General features: G+C 41.4%; 13 protein-coding genes and 1 pseudogene. 4 read left to right on the top strand and 10 right to left on the bottom strand.

Features of this window, described 5'->3' with window-relative positions:
• Positions 1–156: 156 nt before the first annotated feature.
• Complete coding sequence (locus tag V7K38_RS10220) at positions 157–288, top strand: hypothetical protein (RefSeq protein WP_334857480.1); 132 nt, start codon at positions 157–159, stop codon at positions 286–288.
• A 159-nt stretch (positions 289–447) separates the two neighbouring features.
• On the opposite strand, the gene V7K38_RS10215 is transcribed toward V7K38_RS10220, so the two are convergent.
• The 5 genes from V7K38_RS10215 to V7K38_RS10195 form a co-directional block, all read right to left on the bottom strand.
• Positions 448–1,461, bottom strand: a complete 1,014-nt coding sequence (locus V7K38_RS10215) for a glycosyltransferase family 2 protein (protein ID WP_334857478.1) — start codon at positions 1,459–1,461, stop codon at positions 448–450.
• 269 nt (positions 1,462–1,730) lie between these two features.
• Entirely contained in the window at positions 1,731–1,928 is a 198-nt protein-coding gene (locus tag V7K38_RS10210; protein WP_334857477.1) for a hypothetical protein, read from the bottom strand.
• Positions 1,918–2,265 (bottom strand): glycosyltransferase family 2 protein, encoded by a 348-nt coding sequence (locus V7K38_RS10205; protein ID WP_334857476.1) that lies wholly within the window; start codon positions 2,263–2,265, stop codon positions 1,918–1,920. The genes V7K38_RS10210 and V7K38_RS10205 overlap by 11 nt, the downstream gene beginning before the upstream one ends.
• Before the next feature lie 234 nt (positions 2,266–2,499).
• Entirely contained in the window at positions 2,500–2,946 is a 447-nt protein-coding gene (locus tag V7K38_RS10200) for a hypothetical protein (RefSeq protein ID WP_334857475.1), read from the bottom strand.
• Positions 2,947–3,077: 131 nt separating this feature from the next.
• On the bottom strand, positions 3,078–4,322 hold the full coding sequence (locus V7K38_RS10195; protein WP_334857474.1) for an anhydro-N-acetylmuramic acid kinase: 1,245 nt from the start codon (positions 4,320–4,322) through the stop codon (positions 3,078–3,080).
• Positions 4,323–5,033: 711 nt separating this feature from the next.
• Between V7K38_RS10195 and V7K38_RS10190 the strand changes: the two genes are divergently transcribed.
• The 3 genes and pseudogenes from V7K38_RS10190 to V7K38_RS10180 form a co-directional block, all read left to right on the top strand.
• Entirely contained in the window at positions 5,034–5,834 is an 801-nt protein-coding gene (locus V7K38_RS10190) for an Npun_F0296 family exosortase-dependent surface protein (RefSeq protein ID WP_334857472.1), read from the top strand.
• Between the two features lie 422 nt (positions 5,835–6,256).
• Complete coding sequence (locus V7K38_RS10185; protein WP_334857469.1) at positions 6,257–7,678, top strand: folate/biopterin family MFS transporter; 1,422 nt, start codon at positions 6,257–6,259, stop codon at positions 7,676–7,678.
• 116 nt (positions 7,679–7,794) lie between these two features.
• Positions 7,795–8,074 (top strand): annotated as a pseudogene (locus tag V7K38_RS10180) (carotenoid oxygenase family protein); the annotation flags it as partial.
• Between the two features lie 78 nt (positions 8,075–8,152).
• On the opposite strand, the gene V7K38_RS10175 reads toward V7K38_RS10180, so the two are convergent.
• The 5 genes from V7K38_RS10175 to kdpA all read right to left on the bottom strand — a co-directional run bounded on the left by V7K38_RS10175 (position 8,153) and on the right by kdpA (position 14,460).
• On the bottom strand, positions 8,153–9,307 hold the full coding sequence (locus V7K38_RS10175; protein WP_334857468.1) for a universal stress protein: 1,155 nt from the start codon (positions 9,305–9,307) through the stop codon (positions 8,153–8,155).
• A 145-nt stretch (positions 9,308–9,452) separates the two neighbouring features.
• Positions 9,453–10,055: a K(+)-transporting ATPase subunit C gene (gene kdpC, locus V7K38_RS10170; RefSeq protein ID WP_334857467.1), complete on the bottom strand. Its 603-nt coding sequence runs from the start codon at positions 10,053–10,055 to the stop codon at positions 9,453–9,455.
• 20 nt (positions 10,056–10,075) lie between these two features.
• A complete protein-coding gene (locus V7K38_RS10165; RefSeq protein ID WP_334857466.1) occupies positions 10,076–10,279 on the bottom strand; it encodes a hypothetical protein in 204 nt (67 codons plus the stop codon).
• Positions 10,280–10,400: 121 nt separating this feature from the next.
• The gene (kdpB, locus tag V7K38_RS10160; RefSeq protein WP_334857582.1) at positions 10,401–12,506 is read right to left on the bottom strand and encodes a potassium-transporting ATPase subunit KdpB; all 2,106 of its coding nucleotides are present in this window, start codon (positions 12,504–12,506) and stop codon (positions 10,401–10,403) included.
• A 268-nt stretch (positions 12,507–12,774) separates the two neighbouring features.
• Entirely contained in the window at positions 12,775–14,460 is a 1,686-nt protein-coding gene (kdpA, locus tag V7K38_RS10155; protein WP_334857464.1) for a potassium-transporting ATPase subunit KdpA, read from the bottom strand.
• Between the last annotated feature and the right edge of the window lie 251 nt (positions 14,461–14,711).

The raw sequence follows: 14,711 nt of genomic DNA, 5'->3' as shown, positions 1-14,711 counted from the left end.
GAGTAGCCCTGTTAAGGTGACAAATAACCGGATAATAAAGCTAGCTATGCGATCGCAAGCAGTATAAGTGGAGAGGGTATGGTAAATGCTAGGTACAGCCCTTTGAAGATGGACATGATAGTACAATGCCAAACTACAAGGTGTAGGGACACGGCAGTGTCCATTGGTGTCTACTTAAGCCGAAGCGAATGGAATGATTCCTCCGGCAGCCTGCCGGAGGATGCCCAAAGGGCTGTACAACGCAGCTATACAAACGAAGTCCGCCTCCGCAGACTAACTAAAAATTAAGGCTTTTTAACCCAACTCCGGGGATAAAGTTTAGTGTAGACGTGGTTTCATAACCGCTTATTTCGTGTTAAGTTGACACTCGTGGATATTGGCGTGTCCTTACGGGTTTACCTCACGTAAAGGAAAATAGCTATATTGTTTGCTCAAACTGTTGCACTACTAATTGGGAGTTTTTCGTTTTTTATGTAGATTATAAGAAATATCAAAAACTGATTTATTGCCAATTATATAGTATTGAATTCGACGTTTAATAATGTTGTTAAATCGAGAGATAAAAACAAAGAAAAAGTGCGGATTTTTCCTGATTTCTGTTAATGCTGCTAACCATTTTCTTTGCTTTATAGGGATAACAACTTGAAAGTAAGCGAGATTTTTATTATACGCTGCAAGATTATTATACAGAGCCTGCATTAAAGCTGGATTTTTTTTCACAACCTCTTGTTGCATGAAAGAATTAGCAGCTTTGCAATATTGATTTAGACGTGGCAATGGGCTTTGATAAACAAGAGAACCAGGGCGTGAGCGATAGAAATAATAGGGTTTTGGCTCAATAAAAAAGCGGGCTCCTTTGATTAAGCATTTCATGTCGATCCAAAAATCTTGACCCATCGTGATGTCTTCATCGTATTTGATGCTGTGGTTAAGCAAAAATTCTCGTTTAAATAGAGGCTTACTTAAACCAAAATGCAACCCTGGTTGCCCATAAACATCAGTTTGTACAAAATAAACGATATCAATTTGGATAATTTCATCTATACGTTCTCCACTTTCTTGAATCAATGTACTCCAAGGAGACATTGCACCATCTTTGATTAAATAAAGATCGTCGGCAATCATGTCTGCATTTGTTTTTTCTGCCAGCAACACAAGCTTTTCTAGTCTTTCAGGAGCATACCAGTCATCTGAATCAAGAACAGCAACCCATTCTCCTTGGGCTACTCTAAGGGCGTGATTACGCGCAACAGAAGCCCCCAGGTTTTCTTGATGAACTATTACTTTGACACGTTGGTCGGTAAAACTTTTAGCGACTTCTAAAGTTTGATCGCTTGAACCATCATCAACGATGATAACTTCAATATTTTTGAGTGTTTGCTCTAAGGCAGACTTTATTGATTTTGCAATATACGCTTCGGTATTGTAAGCAGGGATAATAACAGAGACTTTAGGATTCATTAAGCTGAACTTTAGGCTATATAGTTCCGTAAAAATGCTAAAAGCATAGCCTCACATAGAATTAGTATGATAACTTGTTTTGTAGGTAGGGATAGTTACAAATCATGAATTATTATCTGACCAGATTTTTACAGTTCAGGCTCCTTGTCATAGGTAAAGATATATTTATTTTTTTCAGAGAGCTGTAACGAGCGCCATTAATTAAGCATTTCATGTCAAGCCAATAGTCCTCAGCTATGTTTATGGTTTCATCGTACATAATGCTGTGCTTAACTATAAATTCTCGTTTGAATATAGGCTTGCTTAAACTCAAGATGCAATCCTGCTTGTCCATAAACATCAGTTTCTACAAAATAAATAAGATCAATTTGGTTAATTTTATCTATATCTTTTCCACTTTCTTGAATCAATGTACTCCAAGGAGATGTTTCACCATCTTTGATTAAAAAAAGAACGTCAGCAATCATGTTTGCATTGTTTTTTTTCTGCTAGAAACACAAGCTTTTCTAATCTTTTGGGATCATACCAGTCATCTGAATCAAGAATAGCAATCCATTCTCCTTGGGCTGCTATGAGGGCACGATTACGCGCAGCAGAAACCCCGATATTTTTTTGATTAACTATTATTTTTAGACGTTTATCTGTAAAACTTTTAGCGACTTCTACAGTTTGCTCGTTTGAACCATCATCGACCATGATAACTTCAATATCATTGAGCGTTTGCTCTAAGGCTGACTCTAGTGCTTTCGCAATATAGGCTTCAGTATTGTAAGCAGGGATAATCACAGAGACTTTAGGATTCATAAAACTGAATTCTAGATTACATGGTTGCCCAAAAATGCTAAGATCCTGACGATGATTTGAAAACTTCTTTTTATACTATAAAACTATAACTCAGGAGGTCGATGAAAATAAAAGATACTCCTTAAGCTCAGGTATGAGGCATTGATTGAAGGCTGAGAAACTAGTGCGTTAAAAGAAAGTTATTTGAACGGAAGATTTCCAACCTAGACTCACAGCAATGAGGCAACACTGCTTTTAGGTTGACTGACGCTCTAGGCTAACTTCCATTGTGTTAGTTAAAAAATGACCAGCCAAGATACCACTACTGAGATAATATTTATCTTCTGAAATCCTGTGTAGGGTTTCAAAGCCACTACGACGCTGACGATCGCCTATTACCCAGTAACGCTGCACAATAGTATCTAAACCAATCCAGCCTTCGCCTTCAACTTGCCCCAAAATATTATGTTGTAACAAAAAAGTATACTGACGCTCTCCCTCATGTAGTCGTCCCTTGTATTGTAAAGAGATTTCTGAGCGATCGCTACCAGGAAATATCAGCTTAGTTGCCATAGTGAACCAGTTATCTCGATTCCAAGCTACCAAGGTCATCCCCTTGATGCTGATTGGCATACCATTACGTTCCAGCCAATTTCCTTGCATTGCCCAGCGTCCTGGTTCCAATAAAAAAGTATGAGCCACCTTATATATTCCCTGTCTCGATGGAGTGCTACCAAGACTACAGTTATAGCAGTGCTGTACATGGATAGCGGGGCGTTTAGCCCGTGCTGAGTGAAGAATGAAGAAATTTTTTATCGTTTTTGTCTGAAGACTCAGGAGTAACTTTGGTGAATTTCTCCCAAAAGCACTTCTTGAGGTGCGCCAGTAGCAGTAGGTAGATTGCCAGGAATACCCAAATGCCGCCAGTAGGCTAAAACTGCAAAAGCGATCGCTTCTTTAAAATCTGCACTCAAACCAACTTCATCTGTAGTCAAAACTGGGATTGATGGCAACAACAACTCTAATCGACGTTTCAAATAGAGATTGCGACTACCACCGCCACATAATAGTAACCGTTGTGGCATTTTTGACAAAAAAGTGCGGTAACTATGAATAATTGAAGCAACTGTCAGTTCCGTCAGAGTTGCCAGTATGTCAGCAGCATTGAGTTGGTATACTTCGGCATCTTTTAAACACTGATGCAGGTAAGTCACACCAAATAACTCTCGACCAGTAGATTTGGGCGGGGGTAGATGAAAATAGTCTTGGTTGAGCCATTGTTCTACCAAAGGATGACAGGGAGTACCACTTGCAGCCCAATTACCATCTTCATCATAAGTTTTAGCACCAGCGCTTAAATGCTCCACTGCGAGATCCAACAGACTATTTCCTGGGCCAGTATCCCAAGCGCGAATTTTTGAAAGCCAGTCGCCATGACGAGGCGGAATATAAGCTACGTTACCGATGCCACCAATATTTTGAATACAACGCCGTTCTTCAGGATGACTGAGCAAATAGGCATCTACTCTGGGGACGAGAGGCGCACCATGACCGCCAATAGCAATATCAGCAACGCGGAAGTTACTCACAGTTGTAATGCCCGTAAGATGGGCAATTAATGCACCGCGCCCTAGTTGGAAACTGTAACCCAAGGGAGTGCTGTTAGCGGTAGCAGGCTCTTTAGCCCGTGAGGAGTCAGAAATTAAGATTTCTCTCCTATTCTGCTCCCCTCTTAGCACAGGTGGTCGATGATAAACCGTCTGACCGTGGGAGCCAATAAGAGTGGCTGGCTGATGACCAAGTTGAATATTTTGGGCAGCTTGGGCAAAGACAATAGCGATCGCATCATCTATTTCTGCTAATTCTGCCATTGAGATCGCAACGCCTGCACCAACTGCTAGTATTTTTTCTCTGAGTTCAGATGGATAAGGATATGTTTCCCCAGCTAGCAACTCAACTTTAAGATCCAATTCTGTACCGGAAATCTCTACCAAGGCAGCGTCTATGCCATCTACGGATGTACCACTAATTAAACCGATAACGCGAGTCGGGACAGCAACTTCTTCAATCGGATGCATTGCTCAAGATTCTTTTGTTGATTGCAAGAGGTAGTTTAATTCATGCTACTAGCGATGTCAAAAAAACTAAGGTGGCATAGTTGACTCGATAAAGACGAATTGCTAGGGAAGGGGTGAGAGGCAGCCGAGAGCTACCTGTCAAAGAACTTAGTTTTCCCTTGAATTAGAAAAAATAATTTTGAAATTACAGCAATTCCAGAGTTATGAAATGTATTAAAACTATCTGGATGTATTTTGAAAGTTAATTTCATCGTTTGTCATCAAGAGATTGTGAAGTTAATCATACAGCAAAATGCAGGTTATTCAATTCATTTAAATAAGAACCAAGGTAATCTTGAAGATGAGTTTTAAAAACTATTCAGCCAAGAGATAAGCAAAGGTTTTCGAGGGTATGGCATAGCACAATGCCTCATACCTTCTTAACCTAGATCCCTAGAAATATAAACTGCCTGCGAATCATCAAATGGCATTTTTTAGAAATAAAGCTTGTTTACAATTTAGCACTGATAACTTCGCACTTTCTACATAAAGCGATAGATATCACGGAACATAACTCAGTAAATATCCTCTAAATAAAGTCCAACAAATTACATTTTTATCTGCGTATAGTCTAATCAAAAAAGTAGTAATCCCTCTGATGTTTAAATCTAGAAGCACATCGCACAATGAGGCTATGAACACGAAAGATTAAAAAACAAAAGGGGTTCTCAAATGAAAAGTCTTTTAATTAAGTCCGCGATCGCTTCAGGTGTTGTTTTGTCCTTAGCTACTGTTACCCGTCCGGCAATGGCTGCGTCTTTTGCCATATCAATAGAAAACGCAGGTGTACAAACTGCAAATTCCTCAAATCTTGTTAATACTCATGTAGATACTTTTGATGGAGAAACAACAGGTTACAGTGCAACAGGCTTTCAATGGAAGGATGGAGCAACAACTATTGGTTCTTATAATAACGGTCTAATCAACAATGCAAACCAATATGGTGGTGCTGGTGGATCGGGTAAATATTTTGATGTAGACACGAATATCGGTAGTAAACAATCTGTTTCCACCCTGAATTTAACAACCCCACAAAGTTACTTTGGACTTTGGTGGTCTGCGGGAGATGCTAACAACGTACTGACATTTCTTTCACAAGGTAAGGTTGCCTTTTCTATGACTACTGCTGATGTGGTAAACTATATCGCAGGATTATCAAATAAAGCCAGCTACTACAGTAATCCTAACTCACAATTCAAAGGTCAGGATTCTGGAGAACCCTTTGCGTTCATCAACTTCTACGATGTTAGTGGAACTTTTGATCAAGTTCAATTCACCAATGTTGGCGGAACTGGTTTTGAATCAGATAATCACACAGTCGCCACTAGCTACAAAGATATCACCGGTAATGTAGTTACCAGAGCAGTTCCTGAGTCTTCTTCTCTATTAGGAGTTTTTGTGATTGGTTTTGTGGGTGCTGCTTCAGTTATGACTCGTCGAGTTAATAAGAAGTCAGTTTTGCAATTGTCATAAGTGTAATGGCTTGTAAACAAGCCGATTTCTGGCTCAGATTAAAAGCCGCACTTCTGATAATCATTAAGGAAATGTGACTCTCCAGCGATCGCCACTTTAATAGCAGTGCTATTAAAGATACTAATTCAATCTCAATCAAATTTGCCTGATTTTCTCTATGCCTTACTCCCAGGCTCCATTTTGCGTAGCTTGCTGTAGGCAGGATTTCAGAAGTTCCAGTGAAAAGTTAACACTCAATACAAGTTAGGGCGAGCTTACTTAGGTAAACTCGCCCTAATTATTTTGTTATTAAAGCTTACGCATTGACAGAAAAGACTAAATTTGTAATATAAAGCAATACCTTGTGGGTACTGATCCTAAAGCTCAGATTTTAAGAATCGATATGATAGAAAAGTAGATAAAATTTAAACAATATTTATCGAATGGTGCTTCAATCATCTGGCTTGTCCAAGATCAAAGACTCATTTACACAAAAAATCTTTTTGGGCAATGAACCCAATGCGGAATTAATTGCAATTCTCACTGTTTACTTTGTCCAAGGAATTTTAGGGCTATCGCGTCTGGCTGTGAGCTTTTTCCTCAAAGATGAGCTGCTGTTGAGTCCAGTCGAGGTATCGACGCTATTGGGAATTGTCTTCCTACCTTGGATGATCAAGCCGGTGTTTGGCTTTATCTCTGATGGCTTGCCTATCTTTGGCTATCGTCGCCGTCCTTACTTGATTTTATCCGGGATACTGGGAACTGCTTCTTGGGCGAGTCTGTCCACAATAGTTAATACTAGCTGGGCAGCTACATTAGCGATCGCTCTTGGTTCTCTCTCCGTCGCTATGAGTGATGTGATAGTTGACTCGCTGGTTGTGGAACGTGCTAGAGGCGAATCACAAGCAAAAGCAGGTTCACTACAATCTCTATGTTGGAGTGCTTCTGCGATCGGAGGTTTAATAACAGCATACTTTAGTGGTTTGCTGCTGCAATACTTTACTACCCGTACTGTCTTTGGAATTACCGCCTTATTCCCTCTCATCGTCTCAGGAGTAGCTTGGTTAATTGCAGAATCGCCCGTTAGCAAAGATAAAGATGCTGAAGATGGTAATCACACCAACCCTTTACCAATCAAACATCAACTTAAGCAGCTACGCCAAGCCATTACCCAAAAAACAATTTGGCTACCAACGGCCTTTGTCTTCATTTGGCAAGCTACCCCAAATGCTGAATCAGCCTTTTTCTACTTCTCTACCAACGAATTACACTTTGAACCAGAATTTTTGGGGTGGGTAAACTTGGTGACAAGTTTCGCTTCTTTAGCAGGTGTTTGGATTTTTCAACGTTTCCTCAAAAGCATCCCTTTTCGCGTAATTTTTGCTTGGAGTACTGTCCTTTCGTCACTTTTAGGGATGACGACGCTGTTGTTAGTGACTCATACAAACAGGCTGTTGGGTATAGATGACCACTGGTTTAGTTTGGGTGATAGTCTTATTCTCACTGTGATGGGTAAAATTACCTTTATGCCAGTGATGGTACTAGCGGCAAGGCTTTGTCCCTCTGGTGTAGAAGCAACTTTATTTGCCTTGTTGATGTCGGTATTTAATTCAGCAGGAACAGTTTCTCAAGCTTTGGGGGCATTACTCACCTATTGGCTGGGGATTACTGCAACGAACTTTGAGTCACTTTGGTTATTGGTGCTAATTACTAACCTCAGTACGCTGTTACCTCTACCATTTATCAACTGGCTACCTGCTGCTGAGGAACAAACTGAGACATCCAAAGATGGGGAACAAGAGTTTTTGCCAAATTTGATGTCTGAGTTGGTAGTGAGAGAACCAGAGTCGAAAATAGTGGAATAGCGCAATCAATTCAAAGTCGAGTCAGTACGCTGCCTTCCCATTGCAGCAAAGTTGCAAAAAAATTCTTTTTAGCGGCTACATATTTTCTTACAAGGTAACAATAAAAAGCAAGGTATATGCAGAGTTTTAGAAGTCAAGAAAGCCTAGTTACAGAAAAATCCTACACCTCTCACTCAAGAATTTGATTATTGGATTGATGATATAGAAGGACAAATTCCTACAGAGTTACAAGGTACGCTGTTTAGAAATGGCCCCGGTTTGCTGGATGTGAATGGTCAATATCTTCATCACCCGTTTGATGGTGATGGGATGATTAGCAGAATTACCTTTACTAATGGTCATGCCCATTTTCGCAACCGCTTTGTCCACACAAGTGGGTATTTGGAGCGATCGCAGGGCTACATCTCAAGCATCATATCCCCTATGGTCTGCATGGGAGCTTTAGTTCTGAGGTTTTTGTGAAAATTTGATCCTCTATTTGGGTGAAACCATTTTTTCGCTGGCAATGATATGCAAATCGATATTTTTGAGCAAGCGCACCAATTTTTGCGTCAAAGATCCTTTGAGGAACATTTGCCAGCGCGATCGCTGACTCTCTCCAATTACAATTTGAGTGATCCGATATTTTTCGGCAACTTCAGCGATCGCATTAGCTACATTACTGTTGGTAATACGAAGAAAAGTACCTTCAAATTCGTTACAGAGTTTTTCACAAGTGTGGATGTGTAGGCTTTCCTCCTTGGTGAGGAAGCGTTCTGGATTGGCAACGAACAAGGTATAAAGTGGGGCATTCATATAGTTAGCTATCCTCGCACCCCGGCGTAACAGCTGGACTGAGTTGGGATAGGTGGATACACATACTAAAACCCGCTCATGAATATTACAGGATTGCCCATTGGGGGTAGTAGCGATCGCATTTCCTTCCACGTTGTCTGCAACTTCTCGCAAAGCCAACTCCCGCAAAGCAATCAGGTTACGGCGTTGGAAAAAATTATCGAGGGATTGTTGGATTTTTTGCGGCGCATAAATCTTCCCTTCTAATAAGCGTTCTTGCAGGGTTTCGGGTGTGACATCCACTACCACTATTTCATCTGCTTCATCCAAAATCCTGTCAGGAACTCGCTCACGGACTATCACCCCGGTAATTCTAGCTACTAAGTCATTGAGACTTTCCAAATGTTGCACATTCATTGTGGAGTAGACATCAATACCTGCTGCCAAAACTACTTCTACATCTTCGTAGCGTTTTTCGCGTGGGGAACCAGGGACGTTAGTATGGGCAAGTTCATCAATTAAGGCTAATTGGGGCGATCGCTTTAAAATAGCATCTGTATCCATATCCGTTAGCGTCAACTCACCGCCAGGATATTGCTTACGCGGTAAAATCTCCAGTCCCTCTGCCTTCTCTGTTGTGTCCTTGCGTCCGTGGGTTTCCAAAAGCCCAACGATGACATGAATTCCTTCGTGTTTAAGTGCGTGTCCCTCTTCTAACATCCGGTAGGTTTTGCCTACTCCAGGAGCCATGCCAATAAATATTTTATGCTTACCCCGCCGTCGCGGGGGATAAAGCGAGTAAATTCCAGAATTTAAAGGTGCAGTGCCAGTCGAACCAGTATTATTATCTGACATTTTACTCTTGGTATCTATATGGCAATTTTATTACATCGGAAAACGACGTTTTACCCATACCCGTTATGAGTGCTGAGTAGTGAATCTGACTTCTTTGCTCAGAACTTGGAATTGTTTTGCCCAATTCCCAATGCCCAATTCCCATTTATTGATTTTGCTGACGATTAAAATCTTGTAAGTCAAGAGCATAATTCAATCGGAGAACATTGACTCCCGGCTCACCAAAAATCCATAAAAATCTGCCATCAGTATACTTATTAATTAAACGTAGTACCTCATCTTCTTTTACTCGCCGCGCACCAGCAACCCGCGTCAATTGCTGCCGTGCTGCTTTGAAGGAAATATGCGGATCTAAACCAGATGCAGACGTATAAATTATATCAGCGAGCGGTTGGAGATTTTCGTCTCGCAATTGATTTGCCTCTTCTAGAATCCGCTTAAGTAGCTCTGGATTACTAGCAGCGAGATTACTAGCTCCAGAGATGCCAGTTGGCTTGGCTTTTTTACCTTGACTATATCTAACGGTACTAGGACGAGGATGGAAATATCGCTCAGATGTGAATACTTGACCAATCAAAGCCGAACCAATTGGTTCATTATTTAGATTCAGCACAATGCTGCCATTGGCTTGATAGGGCAAAAAAACTTGACCCACTACCAGGATGATCAGAGGATAGATGATTGCAGTCAACAACCAAAGCATTAAAGTTATAAAAATTGCTCTGATAGTTTCTCGAATAATAGCCATAAAAAGTTTTCCAATTACTACTAAAATTTAATTTTTAATTTTAATTCTTTTACCCAATCAGAACGAAATTTAAAGATGCTGTTGCTAACAGTATAAATAGCTGGGGCAATTACCACATTCAAGCACAGCAGGATAAAAATAGCGAGTGTTACGTGATGTTCACGCCATTGCGACCAAACAAAGACATCGCTTGTATCATATCTATCGGCAGAAACTTCTCCCAAACATCGAGCTGTTTATTCATATTTTTTTGGTTCTTTCTCTCAACAGGTAAAAGTAAAAATGTTTCTGATTTTAGTTTGGTGAAGATGCACTTATTTCACAGTGTCTGTACTTTTGCTTTCCTTAAGCCAAACCCACAAGTGTAATCAGTAGGTCTATCAACTTAATGGCGATAAACGGCGCGATTATCCCACCTAAGCCATAAATTAAGATATTGCGTTGGAGTAGCTGATTAGGTGTTAGTGGCCTAAACCGCACACCCTTCAATGCCAAGGGAATCAAAGCCGGAATAATCAAAGCATTATAAATCAGTGCTGATAGAACAGCAGAATTAGGGCTAGTCAAATTCATAATATTTAGACTTTGCAAATTAGCAGCGACAAATATGACTGGGATAATTGCAAAGTATTTAGCAATATCATTTGCGATGGAAAATGTCATCAAAGCCCCGCGAGTAATCAACAGTTGTTTGCCAATGCTAATGATATCGATCAGCTTTGTGGGATCGGAGTCTAAATCGACCATGTTGGCAGCTTCTTTTGCAGCTTGTGTTCCTGTATTCATGGCAACACCGACGTTAGCTTGGGCTAATGCGGGAGCATCGTTAGTTCCATCTCCCGTCATGGCAACTAGTTTACCTGCGGCTTGTTCCTTTTTAATAACGTTGATTTTGTCTTCTGGTGTGGCTTCGGCAATGAAGTCATCAACGCCTGCTTCTTTAGCAATGACAGAAGCTGTAATTTGGTTGTCTCCAGTAAGCATGATGGTACGCACTCCCATCCGTCGTAGTTGTTCAAAGCGATCGCGGATACCAGGTTTAACTATATCTTTGAGATAAACAACCCCATAAATTTCGTTATCTAGGCTAACTGCTAAAGGTGTACCTCCCAGACGAGAAACTCGTTCGTAGACAGCATCTAATTCTGGCGTATCGCGTCCGTTGCGAGAACGGACAAATCCTTTAATGGCTTCTACGGCTCCCTTCCTGGCCTCATAGCCACCAGGTAAGTTAGTTCCACTCATGCGGGTTTTGGCTGAAAAATCAATACCTTCTGACTGGTTGGAGTCGAAATCAAACCGTGCGCCTAACTTTTCTGCCAGTCGGACAATAGATTTACCTTCTGATGTATTGTCAAAAACACTAGCCGCCCACGCAACGTTAGCAATTTCTGACATTGAATGACCGTCGATCGGGATAAACTCTTCCGCCAAACGGTTGCCAAGGGTAATTGTACCTGTCTTATCAAGAACTAAAGTGTTGACATGACCACAGGCTTCAACTGCTCGTCCTGAAGTGGCAATGACGTTAAATTGGGCAACTCGATCCATACCAGCAATACCGATGGTACTTAGTAAGCCGCCAATGGTTGTAGGAATTAATGCCACTAATAGGGCAATTAAAGTTGGCACGCTGACTGGACTGTTGACATAGTAAGCAAGTGCAGGCAAGGTTACTACAACTAACAAAAATACTAAGCTGAGAACTGCCAACAATACTGTCAGGGCTATTTCATTGGGTGTTTTGCTACGTTCTGCCCCTTCTACTAAGGCAATCATCCGGTCAATAAAGCCTTTGCCTGGATCGGTATTAATGCGGATAATTAATTCATCTGAGATAATCCGTGTCCCACCAATGACGGAACTGGAAACGTCGGAGCCTGATTCTTTTAATATTGGTGCGGATTCTCCAGTAATTGCCGATTCATCTACTGAGGCGACACCCATAATTACCTCGCCATCGGCGGGAATGATATCGCCAGCAATGACGTAGATGTTATCGCCCTGTCTCAGGCTGGTGGATGAAACTTCACTAATTGCACCGTCAGGAGCGAGTTTTTTGGCGATCGCCTCTGATTTCGTTAATCGCAAGGCATCAGCTTGAGCTTTACCCCGCCCTTCTGCCACTGCTTCGGCAAAATTTGCAACCCAAACTGTAAAGAATAAAATCCCCGACAGCAAGGCGTTGAAAATTTGCGGGTTCTTTTGCAGGGCTAGGCCAAATAGGTTGGGATCGATTGTTAGCAATAGGATGATGATTGTCCCCACCCAAACCATAAATATCACGGGATTTTTGATTGCATACTTAGGGTTGAGCTTGACAAAAGCATCTTTAATTGCTCTTAAGTACAGCCACTTAGTAATTTTCCTCGCCTTCTTACGTCCTTGGCGGCGATCGCCAGAACGAGGATTTGGCCGTCTAGCTTTGAAGTTAGTTGCCACTTGATTTATAAATTAAATAAAGTTAGGAGAGACGCGATTCATCGCGTCTGTACAAAGGTGGGAGTTTCCAATAAAAATAATATCCAACCTGTAGGGCACGTTACGCGATCGCTAATACAAGCAAGTTTCTAGAATGGAAAGCGATCGCGTAGCGTTTCTGAGATTGAGCGTTGGGAACCTTCTTGCGGGTTCTACAGCACTGGTTTCCCTATAAAACCGGATAAGTTATTTATTTTTTGGTATTCTCTTAATTCCAGACTTATAACTCATAGATTTTCTAATTGCCAGATGCTAGTTTCAAACCCTCAGCTATGGGGCCTAAAGCTAGAACGGGAAAGAAAGTCAACACTCCTAAAACCAGTGTCACTCCAGCAGTGATACCTGTAAATACTAGAGAATCAGTTCTTAGGGTGCCAGGAGTTTCTTGTACTTGTTGTTTGTGAGCCATGCCATCAGCTAACAGCAGGATGGCAATTATCGGAATGTAGCGTCCTCCTATTGAGCTAACTAAAGTACTCAAGTTCCACCACAGGGTGTTATCCTTCAACCCTTCTAAGCCGGAACCATTATTTGCAGCAGCTGAGGCGTATTCATAAACTACTTGAGAAATACCGTGATAGCCAAAGTTGCTAATTCCAGAAAGGGAAATGGGATAAGCCAAAGCGATCGCACTGGGAATCAAAACTAGAATTGGGTGAATCAATAACACCACGCTGGCGAGGACGATTTCCCGCTTTTCGATTTTGCGTCCTAAAAACTCTGGGGTACGTCCTGCCATTAGTCCAGTTAGGAACACTGTAAGAATTAAGTAAATGAATAAGTAGGCTGTTCCAGTGCCTTGTCCACCCCAGATAACCCGGATAAACAAGTTGAAAAGAGTCGAAAATATTCCTTGAGGCATCAAAGAATCGTGCATCCCATTCACAGCACCAGACATAGTAGCAGTAGTCATAACTGCCCAAAATGCCGTTTGTGCCCAGCCAAATCGAACTTCTTTTCCCTCCAAATTGGGCTGTTCTAATCCAAAGGCATTATTAACCAGGGGATTACCTTGCAGTTCTCCCACGGCTGTCACTCCCACCATAACCACAAAAATCACAAACACCATCCAAAAAAGTAGCCAAGCTTGTTTGATGTTGTTGGCAAATATACCGTAAGTGTAAATCAAGGCTGCTGGTATAGAAATCATGGCAATCATTTCTATCAAGTTAGAAGCGCCATTAGGATTTTCAAAAGGATGGGCTGAGTTTACGCCAAAAAAGCCACCGCCGTTTTCACCCAAAAGTTTGATCATTTCAAAGGATGCTACTGGCCCTCTGGCAAGATATTGCGTCCCACCTTCTAAGGTTCTTATATCCATCGTCTTCGCTAATGTTTGTGGAACACCTGTTATAAGCAAAGCGATCGCTCCGATAATCGAAATCGGTAGCAATATGCGCGTAATTCCACGCACGAGATCGACATAAAAGTTTCCCAGTCTTCTACCCGTCAACCCGCGAATAAAGGCAATTCCCACGGCTAACCCGGTGGCTGCGGAGGTGAACATTAAAAAGCCTAAAGCCGCTACCTGGCTAAAATAGCTTAAGGTTGTCTCACCAGCATAGTGCTGCTGATCGGTATTCGTTACAAAGGAAATGGTTGTGTGCAGTAATACATCCCAACTGGGCGCACCAAAGCCGTTAGGATTCCAGGGTAAGATTCTCTGAAAATATATCAGCAAATACACTGAAATTCCCATGAGCAAGTTGCTGCCAATTACAGCCCGGATATACTGCAAACCCGTCATATCATCTTTTCTACGAATACCCGCTAGGACGAACATACTTCGCTCGATGGGGTTCATTAAAAAATCAAGCAGTGTTCTTTCTCCCAAGAAGACACGAGCTATATATCTACCGAGTAACGGAGTGATTGCTATGACAATACACAGCGTTAAGCCAATTTGCAAAAAACCTTGTCCCATATATTTCGCGCTCGATAAAATTTAAATGCTAGTAAGCCAATTATTATAAATAACAGATTAACTGTTGAGGTATTTGATTTGGAGGGATTTAGTTATATATATAGCAGTCAGCTTTGATTGTTGAATTTATTTGCTTAATGCACAAAGTGCTATAGGCAGGTAAGAGGCAATAGGCAACAGCAAAGAAGACTCTTCAAGTTGTACCTAACTTCGCAACAATCAAATAGTATTCCTATGTCACCGCCATTTGT

It is taken from the genome of Nostoc sp. (genome assembly GCF_036917465.1).
Lineage (GTDB): Bacteria > Cyanobacteriota > Cyanobacteriia > Cyanobacteriales > Nostocaceae > Nostoc.
The sequence above is the reverse complement of the archived record's forward strand: the minus strand, read 5'-3'. Positions and strand labels throughout refer to the sequence as shown.

What these genes read in the sequence shown, in the direction of transcription:
- V7K38_RS10215 (WP_334857478.1), bottom strand. Translation starts at nt 1,461, where the DNA reads ATGAATCCTAAAGTCTCTGTTATTATCCCTGCTTACAATACCGAAGCG.
- V7K38_RS10210 (WP_334857477.1), bottom strand. Translation starts at nt 1,928, where the DNA reads ATGATTGCTGACGTTCTTTTTTTAATCAAAGATGGTGAAACATCTCCT.
- V7K38_RS10205 (WP_334857476.1), bottom strand. Translation starts at nt 2,265, where the DNA reads ATGAATCCTAAAGTCTCTGTGATTATCCCTGCTTACAATACTGAAGCC.
- V7K38_RS10195 (WP_334857474.1), bottom strand. Translation starts at nt 4,322, where the DNA reads ATGCATCCGATTGAAGAAGTTGCTGTCCCGACTCGCGTTATCGGTTTA.
- V7K38_RS10190 (WP_334857472.1), top strand. Translation starts at nt 5,034, where the DNA reads ATGAAAAGTCTTTTAATTAAGTCCGCGATCGCTTCAGGTGTTGTTTTG.
- V7K38_RS10185 (WP_334857469.1), top strand. Translation starts at nt 6,257, where the DNA reads ATGGTGCTTCAATCATCTGGCTTGTCCAAGATCAAAGACTCATTTACA.
- V7K38_RS10175 (WP_334857468.1), bottom strand. Translation starts at nt 9,307, where the DNA reads ATGTCAGATAATAATACTGGTTCGACTGGCACTGCACCTTTAAATTCT.
- kdpC (WP_334857467.1), bottom strand. Translation starts at nt 10,055, where the DNA reads ATGGCTATTATTCGAGAAACTATCAGAGCAATTTTTATAACTTTAATG.
- kdpA (WP_334857464.1), bottom strand. Translation starts at nt 14,460, where the DNA reads ATGGGACAAGGTTTTTTGCAAATTGGCTTAACGCTGTGTATTGTCATA.